This window comes from Pantoea sp. X-Soil-MYKO-1289 (assembly GCF_059730625.1).
In genome coordinates this window covers 266,496-284,995 of sequence record NZ_AP036004.1, presented here as the reverse complement: position 1 = coordinate 284,995, position 18,500 = coordinate 266,496, and the positions used below count along the sequence as shown (strand labels likewise).

General features: G+C 60.3%; 14 protein-coding genes. 4 read left to right on the top strand and 10 right to left on the bottom strand.

From position 1 onward, the window contains the following. Positions 1 to 103: 103 nt before the first annotated feature. The 3 genes from AC6I7Z_RS01290 to glpE are packed head-to-tail and all read right to left on the bottom strand — an operon-like array spanning position 104 to position 2,079. Positions 104 to 862 (bottom strand): DeoR/GlpR family transcriptional regulator, encoded by a 759-nt coding sequence (locus AC6I7Z_RS01290; protein ID WP_033753150.1) that lies wholly within the window; start codon positions 860 to 862, stop codon positions 104 to 106. Between the two features lie 32 nt (positions 863 to 894). Next, positions 895 to 1,719, bottom strand: a complete 825-nt coding sequence (glpG, locus tag AC6I7Z_RS01285; RefSeq protein ID WP_497815378.1) for a rhomboid family intramembrane serine protease GlpG — start codon at positions 1,717 to 1,719, stop codon at positions 895 to 897. Between the two features lie 33 nt (positions 1,720 to 1,752). Continuing rightward, positions 1,753 to 2,079, bottom strand: coding sequence for a thiosulfate sulfurtransferase GlpE (gene glpE, locus AC6I7Z_RS01280; protein ID WP_033753152.1), 327 nt, complete (start codon positions 2,077 to 2,079; stop codon positions 1,753 to 1,755). A gap of 227 nt (positions 2,080 to 2,306) precedes the next feature. Between glpE and glpD the strand changes: the two genes are divergently transcribed. Together glpD and AC6I7Z_RS01270 are read left to right on the top strand one after the other, a co-directional pair. Continuing rightward, entirely contained in the window at positions 2,307 to 3,815 is a 1,509-nt protein-coding gene (gene glpD, locus AC6I7Z_RS01275; protein ID WP_497812894.1) for a glycerol-3-phosphate dehydrogenase, read from the top strand. Between the two features lie 514 nt (positions 3,816 to 4,329). Beyond that, entirely contained in the window at positions 4,330 to 4,527 is a 198-nt protein-coding gene (locus AC6I7Z_RS01270; protein WP_497812893.1) for a hypothetical protein, read from the top strand. 45 nt (positions 4,528 to 4,572) lie between these two features. On the opposite strand, the gene glgP is transcribed toward AC6I7Z_RS01270, so the two are convergent. The 6 genes from glgP to asd all read right to left on the bottom strand — a co-directional run bounded on the left by glgP (position 4,573) and on the right by asd (position 15,466). Beyond that, positions 4,573 to 7,020, bottom strand: coding sequence for a glycogen phosphorylase (gene glgP / locus AC6I7Z_RS01265; RefSeq protein ID WP_497812892.1), 2,448 nt, complete (start codon positions 7,018 to 7,020; stop codon positions 4,573 to 4,575). 21 nt (positions 7,021 to 7,041) lie between these two features. Further along, a complete protein-coding gene (gene glgA, locus AC6I7Z_RS01260) occupies positions 7,042 to 8,475 on the bottom strand; it encodes a glycogen synthase GlgA (RefSeq protein WP_497812891.1) in 1,434 nt (477 codons plus the stop codon). A 70-nt stretch (positions 8,476 to 8,545) separates the two neighbouring features. Next, entirely contained in the window at positions 8,546 to 9,832 is a 1,287-nt protein-coding gene (gene glgC / locus AC6I7Z_RS01255; RefSeq protein WP_096072183.1) for a glucose-1-phosphate adenylyltransferase, read from the bottom strand. A 10-nt stretch (positions 9,833 to 9,842) separates the two neighbouring features. Beyond that, the gene (glgX, locus tag AC6I7Z_RS01250; protein ID WP_497812890.1) at positions 9,843 to 11,819 is read right to left on the bottom strand and encodes a glycogen debranching protein GlgX; all 1,977 of its coding nucleotides are present in this window, start codon (positions 11,817 to 11,819) and stop codon (positions 9,843 to 9,845) included. Next, positions 11,816 to 13,999, bottom strand: a complete 2,184-nt coding sequence (gene glgB, locus AC6I7Z_RS01245) for a 1,4-alpha-glucan branching enzyme (RefSeq protein ID WP_497812889.1) — start codon at positions 13,997 to 13,999, stop codon at positions 11,816 to 11,818. The genes glgX and glgB overlap by 4 nt, the downstream gene beginning before the upstream one ends. A gap of 357 nt (positions 14,000 to 14,356) precedes the next feature. Next, complete coding sequence (gene asd / locus AC6I7Z_RS01240; RefSeq protein WP_497812888.1) at positions 14,357 to 15,466, bottom strand: aspartate-semialdehyde dehydrogenase; 1,110 nt, start codon at positions 15,464 to 15,466, stop codon at positions 14,357 to 14,359. Positions 15,467 to 15,682: 216 nt separating this feature from the next. Between asd and AC6I7Z_RS01235 the strand changes: the two genes are divergently transcribed. Further along, positions 15,683 to 16,276 (top strand): YhgN family NAAT transporter, encoded by a 594-nt coding sequence (locus tag AC6I7Z_RS01235; RefSeq protein ID WP_033753533.1) that lies wholly within the window; start codon positions 15,683 to 15,685, stop codon positions 16,274 to 16,276. 106 nt (positions 16,277 to 16,382) lie between these two features. Next, the gene (locus tag AC6I7Z_RS01230; protein ID WP_497812887.1) at positions 16,383 to 17,123 is read left to right on the top strand and encodes a carbonic anhydrase; all 741 of its coding nucleotides are present in this window, start codon (positions 16,383 to 16,385) and stop codon (positions 17,121 to 17,123) included. A gap of 35 nt (positions 17,124 to 17,158) precedes the next feature. On the opposite strand, the gene gntU is transcribed toward AC6I7Z_RS01230, so the two are convergent. Continuing rightward, on the bottom strand, positions 17,159 to 18,499 hold the full coding sequence (gene gntU, locus AC6I7Z_RS01225) for a gluconate transporter (RefSeq protein ID WP_033792632.1): 1,341 nt from the start codon (positions 18,497 to 18,499) through the stop codon (positions 17,159 to 17,161). Position 18,500 lies beyond the last annotated feature (1 nt).

The following is an 18,500-nucleotide window of genomic DNA, read 5'->3' as shown; positions in this document are numbered from 1 at the left end:
TCGACAGGAAACAAAGAAAAAGGCGGGTTTTGAAATCAGCGAGCGATATAGCCCAGGTTAAGGCGATACCGCTCGCGACAGCGCAGAGGCGAAAGAGACTTAATCAGCAGAGTTCGAGCTGCACCTCATGCTGCTCGATCACCTTCATAATGCTGGCGGGCGGCTGCTTGTCAGTATAGAGCTGGTCGATCAGGCCCATATTGCCGAGATTCACCATCGCGTTGCGGCCGAACTTCGAATGGTCGACCACCAGCATCACGCAGCGTGAGTTTTCGATAATGGCGCGCTTGGTGCGCACCTCGTGATAGTCGAACTCCAGCAGCGACCCGTCCATATCGATGCCGCTGATGCCGAGAATGCCGTAATCGAGGCGGAACTGAGAGATAAAGTCGAGCGTCGCTTCGCCCATAATGCCGCCGTCGCGCGTGCGCACCTCGCCGCCTGCGATAATCAGCCGAAAATCGGGCTTGCACATCAGCAGCGTGGCCACGTTGATATTGTTGGTCACCACGCGCAGATTTTTATGATTCAGCAGCGCATAGGCCACCGCTTCCGGCGTGGTGCCGATATCGATAAATAAGGTCGCGCCGTCTGGAATTTCGCTGGCGACGCGTTCGGCGATGCGCGCTTTCTCCGCCGACCACATCATCTTACGTTCCTGCCAGGCGGTATTTTCAGAGCTGGAAGGCAGCGCCGCGCCGCCGTGATGACGCTGAATTTTATTCTGATCGGCGAGGTCGTTGAGATCGCGGCGAATGGTTTGCGGGCTTACCTCAAAATGTTCTACCAGCTCTTCGGTACTGACATATCCCTGACGCCGGACCAGATCGATAATGGCGTCATGACGTTGCGTCTGCTTCACATTACTCTCCTGTTTTCTTTTCTTATCCGGCGCTAACGGCGCCGCACTGCACGGGTATCGACAAACGCCATCGCCAGCCCGACCAGCAGACCGGCGACGTGAGCGCCGTTGGCGATAGCGAGCCCGAACGCGCCATACCAGCCGATGACCAGCCACACGATAGCAAAACCAATTAGTCCGCGTTCCAGATAGACGCCGCTTTCAGGGTCGCGCTCGCCGCGCAGCCAGCAGTAGCCCATCAGCGCATAGACCACGCCCGACAAACCGCCGAACCAGATGCCGCTAAATTTCGCCTGTACGAAACCGCTGAGCAGCGCCGAGATCAGCATAATCACAAACAGCTTGCCGCTGCCGAGCCGCTTCTCCACCGCGCCGCCGAGATACCACCACCACATCAGGTTAAACAGGATATGCAGCAGCGAAAAGTGCAGCAGCGCGTGGCTGAACCAGCGCCATACCTGGAGATACTGGCCCGGGCCGTCCGGCCAGCTCAGCCACAGCAGCACCGTCTGATCGCCAAAAATCTGCATCAGGATAAACACCGCGACACAGGCAAAAAGCACGGTCATGGTGAGCGGACCGGCGCGATCGCGAATATTGCCCCACAGATTGCTACGCTCGTAGCGCAGGCCGCTTTTGGTGTCGCCGGTATGCCAGCTGGCGGCCTGATAGCGAGGATGGTCCGGCTGGCGCACGAACTGCTGAAGTTCGTTTTCGACCATTTCAAGGCGACTCTCGTCATCGAGCAGAATAACGTAATGGCCATCCTGTTCGATGCGCAGCACGACGCCGCGCGTCGCCATATAGTCGACGAACGCCTGCGCCATGCGCGGGTTATTAAACTGGGTAATGCGCACCATTAATCACTCTCCTTGTTCATCGGGCGCGGCTCACTCGCCGCCGGCGACAACCTGAGTCGGAAACGCGGCGCGCCAGGCGTCGAAGCCGCCGTCGATGCTGTAGGCGGCGCTGAAGCCCTGACTCAGCAGATATTGCGCGGCGCCTTTGCTGCTGTTGCCGTGGTAGCACATCACCAGCACCGGCAGTTCACGGCTGGCGCTGGCCAGAAAGGCGTTAAGGTTGCCGTTGCTCAGGTGCAGCGCATTTTCCGCATGGCCGAGCGCGAAGCTCTGCGGATCGCGAATATCGACCAGCTGCGCGCCTTGCGCCAGATGCTCGCTGGCCTGCTGAACGTTAATGCATTCGAAGGTTTCCATGATTCTCTCGTTAAGACGACACAATTACCGCCTAGTGTAACCCGATAAGCAGCCCCAATAACCTGACAAAGCGTCCGGGCTTGTATTTATTTCTCAACAAGAATGTTAGCTATATCACGCAAAAATGTTTTTGCAGCGTTAAACACTGGCATCAATGTTGGTTTGCGATTATGATTATGCTCGAAAACGAACATTAATGAACTATTCCGAACATCGGAGGAGATGACGTGGAAACCAAAGACCTGATCGTGATCGGCGGCGGCATCAACGGTGCCGGCATTGCAGCAGACGCTGCAGGACGCGGCCTGTCAGTGCTGATGCTGGAGGCGCGGGACCTGGCTTGCGCGACCTCTTCCGCCAGTTCAAAGCTGATTCACGGCGGCCTGCGCTACCTCGAACACTATGAATTCCGCCTGGTCAGCGAAGCGCTGGCCGAGCGCGAAGTGCTGCTGAAAATGGCGCCGCATATCGCTTTCCCGATGCGCTTCCGTCTGCCGCACCGTCCGCATCTGCGCCCGGCATGGATGATTCGCGCCGGTCTGTTTTTATACGATCACCTGGGCAAGCGCACCAGTCTGCCGGGCAGTAAAAGCCTGCGTTTTGGCGCGGATTCGGCCCTCAAGCCGGAAATCACGCGCGGATTCGAATATTCTGACTGTTGGGTAGACGATGCCCGTCTGGTGGTATTGAACGCGCAGGAAGTGGTGAAGCGTGGCGGCGACGTCCGCACCCGCACTCGCGTGACGCGCGCCTGGCGCGAAAGCGGCCTGTGGATGGTGGAAGCGGAAGATGTCGACAGCGGCAAAACCTATACCTGGCGCGCCAAAGCGCTGGTGAACGCGGCGGGCCCGTGGGTAAAACAGCTGTTTGACGACGGCCTGAAGCTGAAATCCCCGTATGGCATCCGCCTGATTAAAGGCAGCCATATCGTGGTGCCGCGCGTGCATAACGAGAAGCAGTCATACATCCTGCAGAACGAAGACAACCGTATCGTGTTCGTTATTCCCTGGATGGATGACTTCTCGATTATCGGCACCACCGACGTCGAGTACAAAGGCGATCCGAAGAACGTCAAAATCGACGACAGCGAGATCGACTATCTGCTTAAAATTTACAACAGCCATTTTAAAAAGCAGCTGGTGCGTGACGATGTGGTCTGGAGCTACTCCGGCGTGCGTCCGCTGTGCGATGACGAGTCCGATTCACCGCAGGCGATTACCCGCGACTATACGCTGGACGTGCGCGACGACAACGGCCAGGCGCCGCTGCTGTCGGTATTCGGCGGCAAGCTGACCACCTACCGCAAGCTGGCGGAGCATGCGCTGGAGAAGCTGACGAAGTATTTCCCCAATGCCGGTCCGGCATGGACGAAAAACTGCGTGCTGCCGGGCGGCGATATCGCCGGTACGCGTGAAGATTACGCCGCCAGCCTGCGTCGTCGTTATCCGTTTATTACCGAAGGTATGGCGCGTCACTTCGCCCGCACCTACGGCAGCAGCACCGAGACGCTGCTCGACGGCGCGACGCGCCTTGAGGATCTGGGCGAGAATTTCGGTCACGACTTTTATGAAGCCGAGCTGCGCTATCTGGTGCAGAACGAGTGGGTGCGCGAGCTGGATGACGCTATCTGGCGACGCACCAAGCAAGGGATGTGGCTGAACGAAGCGCAGCAGGCGCGCGTGGCGGAGTGGCTGGCGACGCACAGCCAGAAGCCCAGCCTGTCGCTGGCGAGCTAAATAAGATCAACGGGGCTTCGGCCCCGTTTTTTTTGCCTGCTGCGCAGGCGGGCTGAGGTGCTGGTTTCGTTCGCCCAACAGCGAGGCAGTTTCATTTCGCCCGCTGCGGGCGACCGAGCAGGGCCGGTAGGCGCCGGCCCTGCACCCGCGCCCCGGGCCAGCTCACCCGCCCGCTGCGCGGGTCCCTTCGCTCCCTCAGGATTTCTGACGGACCGGCTGGATTCGCCATCCCTGGCTCATGCCAGCCTCTTCGCGGCATCCCTGCCGCTCGTCCTGAAATCCTTCCTCCGCTCAGCGGCTACGATGGCCCCCACAACCCCCGCTGCAAGTCTCATCTGTTTCATGACGACCATTATTGCTGTAAGCATGAACACTGCTTTCAGACCGCACAGCCGTTAACGAAAAGCTGAGGAGTTGCAGGCGGGGGTGTGGTCGAGGCATCTGACACGCTGAGGCGCGCACGGCGGCCAGGACGAGCCGACAGGACGTCGGCGAGAGCGCGGCATGAGACAGGATGTCGAATCCGCGCGGTCCGTCGGCCGACGTAAGCAACGAAGGGACCGCGCGCAGCGCGGCGTGGAGGCTGCCGGAAGCCGGGATTGTTAAGGGGCTGGCGAGCCCCTTAACACGCACGCCAGCAGCGGAGCGGCTGAAACTCCCTGCCGCCTGGCGGGCGGAACCCGCTCAGAGCCGGTTCGCGCAGCGAACCTAAGCCCGCTTGCGCAGCAGGCAACCCCGCCAGCGGGCGGGAACCCGCTCAGAGCCTCACTGGCTTAATATGCCAAATCTCATCCGCATACTCCTGGATGGTCCGGTCAGAAGAGAAGTACCCCATATTAGCGATATTCAGCGCCGCGCGGCGCTGCCACTCTTCCGGCTTGCGGTAAAGCTCATCCACCTTATCCTGGGTATCCACATAGCTGCGGTAATCCGCCAGCAGCTGATAGTGGTCGCCGAAGTTCACCAGCGAATCGAACAGATTGCGGTAGCGGCCTGGCTCCTGAGGACTGAAAACGCCGGAGGCGATCTGCGTCAGCACCTGATGCAGCTCGGCATCCTCTTCGTAATATTTACGCGGGTTGTAGCCGCTGCTGCGCAGGGCTTCCACCTGCGGCGTGGTGTTGCCGAAAATAAAGATATTCTCCTCGCCGACGTGCTCCAGCATCTCGACGTTGGCGCCGTCCAGCGTGCCGATGGTCAGCGCGCCGTTGAGCGCGAACTTCATATTGCTGGTGCCCGACGCCTCGGTGCCCGCTGTGGAAATCTGTTCGGAAAGATCCGCCGCCGGAATAATGATCTGCGCCAGGCTGACGCTGTAGTTCGGGATAAACACCACCTTCAGCTTGTTCTTCACCTGCGGATCGTTGTTGATCACGCTCGCCACGTCGTTGATCAGGTGAATAATGTGCTTAGCGGTATAGTAGGCCGAGGCCGCCTTGCCGGCGAAGATATTGACGCGCGGCACCCAGTCGGCGCCCGGATCGGCTTTAATACGGTTATAGCGGGTAATCACGTGCAGCACGTTCAGCAGCTGACGTTTATATTCATGGATACGCTTGATCTGCACGTCGAACAGGGCGTGGGGATCCAGCACCACATCCATGTTCTTCGCCACCCAGTCCGCCAGGCGACGCTTGTTATCGAACTTGGCGTCGGCCACCTTCTCGATAAACGCCGGATAGTCGATCTGCTGGTTAAGCTCGGCAAGCTGGCTAAGATCGGTGCGCCAGGTGCGGCCAATCTCTTCGTCCAGCAGCTCCGACAGCGCCGGGTTCGCCAGCGCCAGCCAGCGACGCGGCGTCACGCCGTTGGTCTTGTTGCAGAAACGGCCCGGAAAGAGACGCGCGAAATCGGCGAACAGCGACTGCACCATCAGGTTGGAGTGCAGTTCAGAGACGCCATTGACTTTGTGGCTCACCACTACCGCCAGCCACGCCATGCGAATGCGGCGGCCGTTGTTCTCATCGATGATCGAGATGCGCGACAGCAGATCCCAGTCTTCCGGGTAATACTCCTGAATGGTCTTCAGGAAGTAGTCGTTAATTTCGAAAATAATGCCGAGATGGCGCGGCAGGATCTTGCCGATCATCTCTACCGGCCAGGTTTCCAGCGCCTCGCTCATCAGCGTATGGTTGGTGTAAGAGAAGACCTGGCAGGTCACTTCGAACGCATCGTCCCAGGTGAATTTATGCTCGTCGATTAACAGACGCATCAGCTCCGGGATCGCCAGCACTGGATGGGTATCGTTCAGGTGGATGGCGATTTTGTCCGCAAGGTTGGACCAGGTTTTGTGCATCTGCCAGTGGCGGTTGAGAATATCCTGCACCGTGGCGGAAACCAGAAAATACTCCTGACGCAGACGCAGCTCGCGTCCCGAATAGGTGGAGTCGTCGGGATAGAGCACGCGTGAGACGTTTTCCGAATGGTTTTTATCTTCTACCGCGGCAAAGTAATCGCCCTGGTTGAACTTACCGAGGTTGATCTCGTTGCTCGCCTGCGCGCCCCACAGGCGCAGCGTATTGGTGGCGTCGGTGTCGAAGCCAGGGATGATTTGATCGTACGCCATCGCGACGATCTCTTCGGTTTCCAGCCAGCGCACCTTCGCTCCTTCGTGCTGGATACGGCCGCCAAAGCGCACTTTGTAGCGCGTGTTGTAGCGCTGGAACTCCCAGGGATTGCCGTACTCCAGCCAGTAATCGGGCGACTCTTTCTGCTCGCCGTCGATAATATTCTGCCGGAACATGCCGTAATCGTAGCGGATGCCGTACCCGCGTCCCGGCAGACCCAGCGTGGCGAGCGAATCGAGAAAACAGGCGGCCAGGCGCCCGAGGCCGCCATTGCCGAGGCCGGGATCGTTCTCTTCTTCCATCAGGTCGGCCAGATTTAATCCCATCTCGTCCAGCGCCTGATTGAGATCGTCATAAATGCCCATCGCCATCAATGCGTTGCCTAACGTTCGGCCCAGCAGAAACTCCATCGACAGGTAGTAGACCTGACGGACATCCTGCGACAGCTGCGCGCGGCTGGAGCGCAGCCAGCGCTCCACCATGCGGTCGCGCACCGCCAGTAGCGAGGCGTTGAGCCAGTCATGCTGGTTCGCCACGGAGGGATCCTTGCCTATGGTGAACATCAGCTTATAGGCAATCGAGTGTTTCAGCGCTTCGACCGTGAGTGTCGGCGACGTATAGGTGAAAGGAGCATTCATATCAGTTATCCCAGTCTCTCGTTACAGCAAACGTTGGTAAAGATCGCGGTAGGCCTGCGCGGCCACTTGCCAACTGAAATCCATCCCCATCGCCTGTCGCTGAACGTAACGCCAGAGAGAAGGCCGCGACCACAATACAAAAGCACGTCGAATCGCCCGCAGCAGCGACCAGGCGTTGCTGTCTTCAAAGCTGAATCCGCTGGCGATGCCGTCAGCCAGGTTCTCCAGCGAACTGTCGTTAACCGTATCGGCCAGGCCGCCCGTGCGCCGCACCAGCGGCAGCGTGCCATATTTCAGGCCGTAGAGCTGCGTCAGGCCGCAGGGTTCAAAGCGGCTCGGCACCATGATGACGTCCGCGCCGCCGACAATGCGGTGCGAGAAGGCTTCGTGATAGCCGATCTGCACGCCGACGCTGCCGGGATGCTCCGCCGCCGCGGCGAGAAAGCCCTGCTGTAGCTCCGCGTCGCCCTGTCCGAGCAGCACCAGCTGTCCGCCCTGCGCCAGCAGGCCAGGCAGCGCCTCCAGCACCAGGTCCAGCCCTTTTTGCCGCGTCAGACGGCTGATCACCGCGAACACCGGCACGCTGTCGTCGACCTTCAGCCCCATGGCGATTTGCAGCTGCCGTTTGTTCTCGGCCTTCGCCTCCAGCGTGTCGCGGTTGTAGCGCGCGCTCAGCAGCAGGTCGTGCGCCGGATCCCAGATGCCGGGATCGACGCCGTTAAGGATGCCGCTCAGACGCCCTTCGCGCAGCCGCTGCTCCAGCAGCGATTCCATGCCGTAGCCGAACTCCGGGCGCGTGATTTCATGCGCATAGGTCGGGCTGACGGCGGTGATGTGATCGGCGAAGAAGAGGCCCGCCTTCAGATAGGAGATCTGTCCGTAGAACTCCAGCCCGTGCATGTCGAAGAAAGCTCTCGGCAGCTGGATCTCTTCCAGATGACGCGCGTCGAACAGCCCCTGATAGGCCAGGTTGTGGACGGTAAACACCGACTTTGCCGGACGTCCGCGCGCCTCCAGATAGGCGCAGGTCAGACCCGCATGCCAGTCGTGCGCATGAACGATATCGGGCCGCCAGTAAGTATCCAGCCCGCTGGCGATTTCGCACCCCATCCAGCCAAGCAGCGCGAAGCGCAAATAGTTATCCACATAGGCGAACTGCGACGTATCGTGATACGGGCTGCCGGGTCGATCGTAGAGCGTCGGCACGTCGATCAGATAGATGCCGACGCCGTTAAAATGGCCAAACAGCAGCCGCGTTGGACCGGCGAAAGTCTGCAACTCGGCCACCACCTCCGTTTCAGGGATCCCTTTAAGCAGATCGGGAAAAGCGGGCAGCAGCACCCGCGTATCCGTACCATCCGCAATCTGCGCCTGCGGCAATGCCCCAACAACATCAGCCAACCCGCCGGTTTTTAGCAGCGGAAAAAGTTCTGAACAGACATGTAAAACCTGCATCCTCGGCCTCTTAATAAGTGATCGGGCGCGATCCTCGCGTCGATTATATGGTGCTTTTTATCGTTGGCGGCTACGCGCTGGCCAGCCTGGCAAGCATGGCGCGTGTGACCAGAACGATACCCTCTTCTGAACGGTAAAACCGACGACTATCCTCATCAGGATTCTCTCCTATCACCATGCCTTCGGGCAGCACGCAGGCGCGATCGATCACGCAGCGACGCAGGCGACAGGAGCGTCCCACCACCACGTCCGGCAGCAGTACGGCAGAATCGATATTGCAAAACGAGTTAATGCGCACGCGTGGAAACAGTACTGAGTTCACCACGACCGAGCCGGAGATGATGGTGCCGCCGGAGATCAGCGAATTCATCGTCATGCCATGGCTGCCCGAGCGGTCCTGCACGAACTTGGCGGGCGGCAACGGCTCCATATGCGTTCGGATCGGCCAGGTATGGTCATACATATCCAGCTCCGGCGTCACCGACGCCAGATCGAGGTTAGCGCGCCAGTAAGCTTCCAGCGTCCCTACGTCGCGCCAGTAGGGCGGCGAACTTTCATCCTGCTGCACGCAGGAGAGCGTAAACGAATGGGCGTATCCTTCGCCGCTCGCGACCACTTTCGGCAGAATATCTTTGCCGAAGTCGTGGTTAGAATTAGGCTCCTGTAGATCTTCCTCCAGTAGCTGATAGAGATAATCGGCGTTAAACACGTAGATCCCCATACTGGCCAGCGCCTGCGTATCGTCGCCGGGCATGGCGGGCGGCTGCGGCGGCTTCTCTACAAAGTCGATCACTTTATTGTTTTCATCCACCGCCATCACGCCAAAGGCGGTCGCTTCGTGCAGCGGCACGGGCAGGCAGGCGATGGTGCACTTCGCGTTGGCGTCGACGTGGTCGAGCAGCATGCGCGAATAGTCCATTTTATAAATATGATCCCCGGCCAGAATCACGATGTACTGCGCCTGATAGCGGCGAATAATGTCGAGGTTCTGGGTCACGGCGTCTGCGGTGCCGCGATACCAGTGTTCAGTTAAGGTGCGCTGCTGCGCCGGCAGCAAATCCACAAACTCGTTCATCTCTTCGTTGAAGATAGACCAGCCGCGCTGAACGTGCTGCGTTAGCGTGTGCGACTGGTACTGCGTTATCACGCCGATGCGGCGGATACCGGAGTTAATGCAGTTGGAAAGCGCAAAGTCGATGATGCGAAACTTGCCGCCGAAATGCACCGCTGGCTTGGCGCGTTTGGCGGTCAGGTCTTTCAGGCGCGTACCCCTTCCCCCGGCGAGGATCAGCGCAACCGTCTGTGTAGGGAGCTGGCGGGCCAGCATCAGGTGATCGGTTCTGTCTAACTTAACCATGTCTGACTCCTTATGATTGCTTTTGGAACACGCACACGCCGTGTGCGGGACCATGCCAGACAGTCGACAAAATGGGGTTGTCATCCCCGGCGAAAGGAGGAACGGCACGCCATTCTCCGTCTGGTAAGGCGATGTCACTCACCGAATCCGTGGCGTTTATTGTTATTAACCAGCGGCCGGAGAGCAGGATCTGCATTCTGTGCGCCTTCTGCTCCCACTCCTCTCGCTGCAGTGGTCTGCCGCTGGCATTGAACCACTGCACATTGCCGTCGCCCTCTTGCCACCAGCGATCGGCGGTTAACGCCGGGATCTGCTGACGCAAACGGATCAGGGCGGCGGTAAAATCTACCAGACTGCTCTCTTCTTCCTGCCAGTCGAGCCAGGTCAGGATATTGTCCTGACAGTAGGCGTTGTTGTTGCCGTGCTGGCTGTGGCCGCGCTCGTCGCCGGCGAGCAGCATCGGCGTGCCCTGCGCCAGCAGCAGCGACGTCAGCAGCGCATGCGTGCTCAGGCGACGGCGCTCAATCACGTCGAAGCTGGCGCGCAGCCCCTCTACGCCGTGGTTATAGCTAAAATTGCCGTTGCTGCCGTCGCGGTTATCCTCGCCGTTGGCCTGGTTATGCTTATGGTTAAAGCTCACCACGTCGCGCAGCGTAAAGCCGTCATGCGCGGTGACCAGGTTAACCGCGGCGTGCGGCAGTCGGCCGTCGCGCTGGAACAGATCGCTGGAGGCGGCGAAGCGGCGCGCGAACGCCCCGTTACTGACGTCGCGGTGCAGCCAGAAGCGCCGCATATCGTCGCGGAAATGGTCGTTCCACTCGGCGAACAGCGGCGGAAAATTGCCGACCTGATAGCCGCCTGGCCCGATATCCCAGGGTTCGGCGATCAGCTTGACCTGCGAGAGCAGCGGGCAGGCTCTGATCGCCTCGAACAGCGGCGCGTGCGCTGAGAAATCGGGCGTGCGTCCCAGCACCGGCGCCAGATCGAAGCGAAAGCCGTCGACGTGGCAGACGCGCACCCAGTAGCGCAGCGCCTCCAGCGCCCAGTTCATCACCTCAGGATCGCTGAGATTCAGGGTATTGCCGCAGCCGGTCCAGTTTTCATAGTCGCCCTGCGGGCTCAGCCAGTAGTAGCTGGCGTTATCGACGCCGCGCTGCGACAGCGTCGGGCCGATCTCCTCCAGCTCGGCGGTGTGGTTGAACACCACGTCCAGCAGCACTTCGATGCCCGCCGCGTGCAGATTTTTCACCGCCTGCTGAAACTCCTGCAGAGGCGACGCGCTCTCCTGCGAGGCGTAGCGCGGATCGACGGCCCAGAGCGCAAACGGGTTGTAGCCCCAGTAGTTGCTTAATCCAAGGCGCTGCAGGCGCGGCTCGCTGGCGAAATGGGCCACCGGCAGCAGCTCCAGCGCGGTGACGCCGAGATGGCGCAGGTAATTCACCATAACAGGATGGCCGAGCGCAGCGTAAGTCCCGCGCAGCGATTCCGGAATTTCCGGATGCCGCTGTGTTAAGCCGCGGACGTGCGCCTCGTAAATCACCGTGTTGCCCCAGGGCGTACGCGGGGCAACGTCGCCTTCCCAGTCGAAGTCCTCCGCCACCACCAGCGATTTAGGCGCCACGGCGGCGCTGTCCTGCTCGTCAGGCCGCTCAATGCCGCCGTAGAGACGCGGGTCGTCGGTTACGTCGCCCTCAACCGCGCGAGCGCAGGGATCGACCAGCAGCTTGGCAGGATTAAAACGGTGCCCGCGCTCTGGCGCCCAGGGGCCATGAACGCGGAAGCCGTAGCGCTGCCCCGGTTTTAGCGCGGCCGCGTAGCCGTGCCAGATATCACCGGTTCGCGCCGGAAGATCGAAGCGTCTCTCTTTGCCCTGATCGAACAGGCAAAGCTCGACGCGCGCAGCATGCCGGGAGAAGAGCGTAAAGTTAACGCCCTTGCCGTCGTAACTGGCGCCTGGCGGCTCAGCACGTCCCGGAAGCAGCGTCATTCCGCCTCCTTCACCAGCCAGATTGTCGCCAGCGGCGGCAGCGTCAGCGACAGCGACTGCGGCCGGTTGTGGCTGGCGATCTCATCGGTATGCACCACCGGGTTGCGCGTATCGCTGCCGTGATAGCTGTGCTGATCGGTGTTGATCACTTCGCGCCAGTTCCCCGCCTGATTAACGCCGAAGCGATAGTTGTGGCGCGGCACCGGCGTAAAGTTGCTGGCGACGATAATTTCGTTGCCGTCGCGGTCGCGGCGCACAAAGACGAAGACCGAGTTTTCGCGATCGTCGACCACCAGCCACTCAAAGCCGGCCGGGTCGAAATCGAGCTGGTGCATCGGCGCGTAGTGGCGATAGGTGTGGTTGAGATCGCGCACCAGCCGCTGTATGCCGTGGTGCCAGTTATCGGCGCCCTCCAGCAGATGCCAGTCCAGGCTGACGTCGTGGTTCCACTCTTTGCCCTGCGCGAACTCGCCGCCCATAAACATCAGTTTCTTGCCGGGGAAGGCCCACATCCAGCCATAGTAGGCGCGCAGGTTGGCGAACTTCTGCCAGGGATCGCCCGGCATGCGGTCCAGCAGCGACTTCTTGCCGTGCACCACTTCGTCGTGCGAGAGCGGCAGCACGAAGTTTTCGGTGTAGTTGTACATCATGCCGAAGCTCATCAGGTCGTGATGGTGGCTGCGGTAGACCGGGTCGAGCTTCATGTAGTCGAGGGTGTCGTGCATCCAGCCCAGGTTCCATTTGTACCAGAAGCCGAGGCCGCCCGATTCCGGCGGACGCGACACGCCGTCGAAGTCGGTGGACTCTTCGGCGATGGTGACGGTGCCTGGCGCGGCGCGCCCCAGCGTGCGGTTGGTGTAGCGCAGAAAGGCGATCGCCTCGAGGTTTTCGCGGCCGCCGTAGTGGTTCGGCACCCATTCGCCTTCGGCGCGGCTGTAGTCGCGGTAGATCATCGAGGCCACGGCATCGACGCGCAAACCGTCGATACCGTAGCGCTCCAGCCAGTAGAGCGCGTTGCCCGCCAGATAGTTGCTCACTTCGCGGCGGCCAAAGTTGTAGATCAGGGTGTTCCAGTCCTGATGATAGCCTTCGCGCGGATCGCTGTGCTCGTAAAGCTCGGTGCCGTCGAACTTCGCCAGGCCGAAATCGTCGCTGGGGAAGTGGCCCGGCACCCAGTCGAGCAGCACGTTCAGGCCCGCTTCGTGCGCGGCGTTGATGAAATAGAGAAATTCGTCGCGCGTGCCGAAGCGGCGCGTCGGCGCATACATGCCGAGCGGCTGATAGCCCCAGCTGCCGTCGAAGGGATGTTCGTTAATCGGCAGCAGCTCGATATGGGTGAAGCCCATCTCTTTAACATAGGGCACCAGCTGCTCCGCCAGCTCTTTGTAGCTAAGCCAGAAGTTGTTCTCGGTGTGGCGACGCCACGAGCCGAGGTGCACCTCGTAGATGGAGATCGGCGCATCGAATGCGTTGCGCGCCTTACGCTCTTCGGCCATCTCGACCTTTGGCGGCAGGCCGCAGATCATCGAGGCGGTTTGCGGGCGCATCTGCGCCTCGAAGGCATAAGGGTCCGCTTTAATACGCAGCTGGCCGCTGTTATCGACGATTTCGAATTTGTAGAGCTGACCGTTGTACGCGCCGGGCACAAACAGCTCCCAGATGCCCATTTCGCGGCGGAAGCGCATCGGATGGCGGCGGCCGTCCCAGAAGTTGAAATCGCCCACCACCGAGACGCGCTGCGCGTTAGGCGCCCAGACGCTAAAGCGCGTGCCATGCACGTCGTCAATCACCGCGCCGTGCGCGCCCAGGGTTTCGTAGGGGCGCAAATGGGTGCCTTCCGCCAGCAGCCAGGCGTCCATCTCCTGCAGCAGCGGCCCGAAGCGATAGGCGTCGTCGATCAGATTCTGCTGACCGTGCCAGTTCACCGCCAGCTGGTAGCGAAACATATTCTTACGGCGCGGCACCACCGCGCTGAAAAAGCCGCGCGAATCGAGGCATTTTAGCTGGGCGACTTTGCGCCCGGTGTTGGTTTCTATTACCCATACTTCCGAAGCGTCGGGCAGCAGCGCCCTGACTTCCAGCCCGTTGGCTGTCTGGTGCATCCCCAGCAAAGCGAAGGGATCGGAGTAATTACCCGCAAACAGGGCATTGATCGCCAGGCGATCGGGAAGCTCTGACATGACTTTCTTCCTGTGATTATATGGCAGCCGAAATGAGCGCGGCTTATGCCACGCATCAGGTGCGCTGCTCTTCATTGAGCCATGCGTACAACGGCAGAGAAAGGAAACCGCTCCGTGGGAAAATAACTTTGCCGTGTACAACAACTATTCAGTGCGAAATGCAAAACAGTCAACAACCGGCACATCATTGTTAAATCATAGCTTGGGCTTGCAGGTTGCCAGCCCGGAAAGCGAAAAATTGTTAGCGGGGACGTAAAAAAGGGAAGCCGATCACTTACAGACGCTAAGCGGTTTGACTTATTTCAGAATAATCAGGCAAAAGGCCGGGAACATCCCGGCCTCGCTTAGTATTTTGTTTTAGTCGACCAGCAGACGCAGCATGCGGCGCAGCGGCTCGGCCGCGCCCCACAGCAGCTGATCGCCGACGGTAAAGGCGGAGAGATATTCCGGGCCCATATTGAGCTTGCGCAGGCGGCCGACCGGCGTGGTCAGGGTGCCGGTCACCGCCGCCGGCGTCAGCTCGCGCATGGTCAGCTCGCGGTCGTTAGGCACCACTTTCACCCACTCGTTATGCGACGCCAGCAGCTGTTCGATCTCTGCCAGCGGCACATCTTTTTTCAGCTTCAGCGTAAAGGCCTGGCTATGGCAGCGCAGCGCGCCGACGCGCACGCAGAGGCCGTCGACCGGAATGGTTTTTTGCGTGCCGAGGATCTTGTTGGTTTCCGCCTGGCCCTTCCACTCTTCGCGGCTCTGGCCGTTGTCGAGCTGCTTGTCGATCCACGGGATCAGGCTGCCGGCCAGCGGCACGCCGAAGTTATCGGTCGGCAGCGTGCCGGAGCGGGTCAGCTCGGTGACGCTGCGCTCAATGTCGAGAATGGCCGACGCCGGATCCTGCAGCGAGGTGGCGACGTGGTTATGCAGCATGCCCATCTGGGTCAGCAGTTCGCGCATATGGCGCGCGCCGCCGCCAGACGCCGCCTGATAGGTGGCGACAGAGGCCCACTCCACCAGATCCTGGGCGAACAGGCCGCCCAGCGACATCAGCATCAGGCTGACGGTGCAGTTGCCGCCGACGAAGGTGTTGATGCCTTTGTCGAGGCCCTGACGAATCACCTGATGGTTGACCGGATCGAGAATAATGATGGCGTCGTCTTTCATGCGCAGCGTCGAGGCCGCGTCAATCCAGTAGCCCTGCCAGCCGCTGGCGCGCAGCTTCGGGTAGACTTCACTGGTATAATCGCCGCCCTGACAGGTGATAATGATATCCAGCGCCTTGAGCGCCTCGATATCAAACGCATCCTGCAGCGCACCGGTGGACTTGCCGCCAAACGTCGGCGCAGCCTGTCCCAGTTGCGAAGTGGAGAAGAAGACCGGATTGATCACGTCAAAATCACGCTCTTCGCTCATGCGCGACATCAGCACGGAGCCGACCATACCGCGCCAACCAATAAAACCTACATTCTTCATTTTCTGTCCGTCTCAGTCAGCGATAAGGGCCGACCTGCTTACCGAAGGGAAGAACGGAATGGGTTTCACTCCGCTCTGCGTCATAAATGGATTTACCTGTGACCAACAACTCTACAAAATGCAGCTTTTCTGGCAAGTGAATTAATTCGATTGCGCCAACTTTTTCAGCAGCGCGGCTAATAACCCCGCGTCGGGATGAAAGGAATAACCAAAAAAATGACTGAAATGATTTCTGCGACCATCTTACTGCTGCTGATTATGGATCCGCTGGGCAACCTGCCGATTTTTATGTCGGTGCTCAAGCATCTGGAGCCGAAGCGGCGGCGCGCGGTGCTGATCCGCGAGCTGCTGATCGCGCTGGTGCTGATGCTGCTGTTTCTGTTCGCGGGCGAACGCATTCTGACGTTCCTTAATCTGCGCACCGAAACCGTCTCGATTTCCGGCGGCGTGATCCTGTTTCTTATCGCCATCCGCATGATTTTCCCGTCGGACGAGAGCAGCAGCAGCGGCCTGCCCGCGGGCGAAGAGCCCTTTCTGGTGCCGCTGGCGATCCCGCTGGTCGCCGGCCCGTCGCTGCTCGCCACGCTGATGCTGCTATCGCATCAGTATCCTAATCAGATGGGGCATCTGGTCGGCGCGCTGCTGATCGCCTGGGGCGTCACAGTGACGATTCTGCTGCTGTCGGGGCTGTTTTTACGGCTGCTGGGCGACAAGGGCGTCAACGCGCTGGAGCGCCTGATGGGGCTGATTTTGATTATGCTGGCGACGCAGATGTTCCTGGACGGCATTCGCGTCTACCTCAAGCTGTAACCTCTGGACGCCAATAGCCTTTATCTTAGTATGGTTTTGAGTTGATTAATGTTTCGCTGCGTATTATCGCGCCGGTTAACCATTAATTTCATACCAGGACCGCACTATGAAAACCGCTCAACCTACCCAGCCCGGCCGTCGATCCATTCTGAAAAAAACGCTCGCGCTTTCTGCGATCTCCGTAACCGGCGTCGGCGCGCTGGGCCTGCCGACCCTCTCTTTCGCCGCCTCGCTGAGCAAAGAGGAGCGCGACGCCATGACGCCGGACGCGGTCATCGCCCACTTTAAGCAGGGCAACCTGCGCTTTCGCGAAAACCGCCCGGTTAAACATGATTACCTGGCGCAGAAGCGCAACAGCATTGCCGGTCAGTACCCGGCGGCGGTGATCCTGAGCTGCATCGACTCGCGCGCGCCCGCTGAGATTGTGCTGGACGCCGGTATCGGCGAAACCTTCAACGCGCGCGTCGCCGGCAATATCAGCAACCGCGATATGCTGGGCAGCATGGAGTTCGCCTGCGCCGTTGCCGGCGCGAAGGTGGTGCTGGTAATGGGCCATACGCGCTGCGGCGCGGTGCGCGGCGCGATCGATAACGCAGAGCTGGGCAACCTGACCGGCCTGCTGGAGGAGATTAAGCCGGCCATCGAGCAAACCGTCTACAGCGGCGAGCGTAGCGGCAGCAACTACGATTTCGTCGACGCGGTGGCGCGCAAAAACGTCGAGCTGACCATCGAAAGCATCCGTAACAACAGCCCGGTGCTGAAGCAGCTGGAAGAGCAGAAAAAAATCAAAATCGTCGGCAGCATGTACCATCTGTCCGGCGGCAAAGTTGAGTTTTTCGAGGCTTAAGCGAGAAGCCGTCACGCAGGCGTGACGGCTTTGATTTACGACAGCAGCTGAAAGGCGATCATGCCGACAATGGCGCCGACGGTGCCGAGGATGGTCTCCATCAGCGTCCAGGTCTTCAGGGTTTCCCCTTCGGTGGCGCCGGTAAAGCGGCCGAACAGCCAGAAGCCCGCATCGTTAACGTGGCTGATGATGATGGAGCCGCCGCCGATGCAGATAGAGAGCGCCGCCAGCTGCGCGCCGCTGTAGTGCAGCGGCTCGATAACCGGCATCACCAGCCCGACCGTGGTAAGGCAGGCGACCGTGGCCGACCCCTGAATCACGCGCACCGCGCCGGAAAGGATAAAGCAGGCCAGCGCGACGGGCAGCCCCGCGCCGGTCAGCGCATGGCCCAGCACCGGGCCGACGCCGGAATCGACCAGCACCTGCTTGAACACGCCGCCCGCGCCGATGACCAGCAGAATAATGCCCGCCGGCTGCAGCGCGCTGCCGCACACCTGCATCACCTTCTCTTTATCCATGCCCTGTCGGTAGGCCAGGCCGTAAATCGCCACCAGGCAGGCGATGAGGATCGCCGTAAAGGGATGGCCGATAAACTCCAGCCACTCATACAGCGAAGAGCCCTGCTCGGTAAAGCGCGCGCCGATGGTTTTCAGCCCCACCAGCATCAGCGGAAACAGGATCAGCGCCAGGCTGAAGCCGAACGACGGCAGCTTCGCCGCGTCGACGTCCGGCTGATGATCTTCCGGCGGCGCGCTAAAGGTCACGTGACGCGCAATCAGCGAACCGAACAGCGGACCGGCGATCAACATGCCGGGAATGGCGGCGCACAGGCCGAGCAGGATCATCCAGCCGAAGTCGGCGTGCATCTGCGAGGCGAGCAGCATCGGCGCCGGGCCCGGCAGCAGAAAGGCCGCCGACGCCGCCACGCCGGCGAACAGCGGGATCACCAGCTTCACCAGGTTATCGTGGGTGCGGCGCGCCACGGCGAAGGCGATGCTGATCAACAGCACCACCGCCACCTCAAAGAAGAGCGGCAGCGCGCAGATCAGGCCGGCGATGCCCATGGCGTAGTGGGCGCGGCTTTCGCCGAAGGTTTTCAGCATGCGGATGGCGATCTGATCCACCGCGCCCGTCTCATGCAGGATTTTGCCGAACATCGCGCCCAGCGCGACGACGATAGCCAGGAAGCCCAGCGTGCCGCCCATGCCTTTCTGCATGGTATCGGCGATCTTGTCCAGCGGCATGCCGGAGCAGAGGCCTGCGCCAATCGATACCAGCATCAGCGCGACAAAAGCGTGCATCCGCGCTTTCATCACCAAAAAAAGCAGCAGCAGGACAGAGCCTGCTGCGGTTAACACCAGCGTTGCGGTACTCATG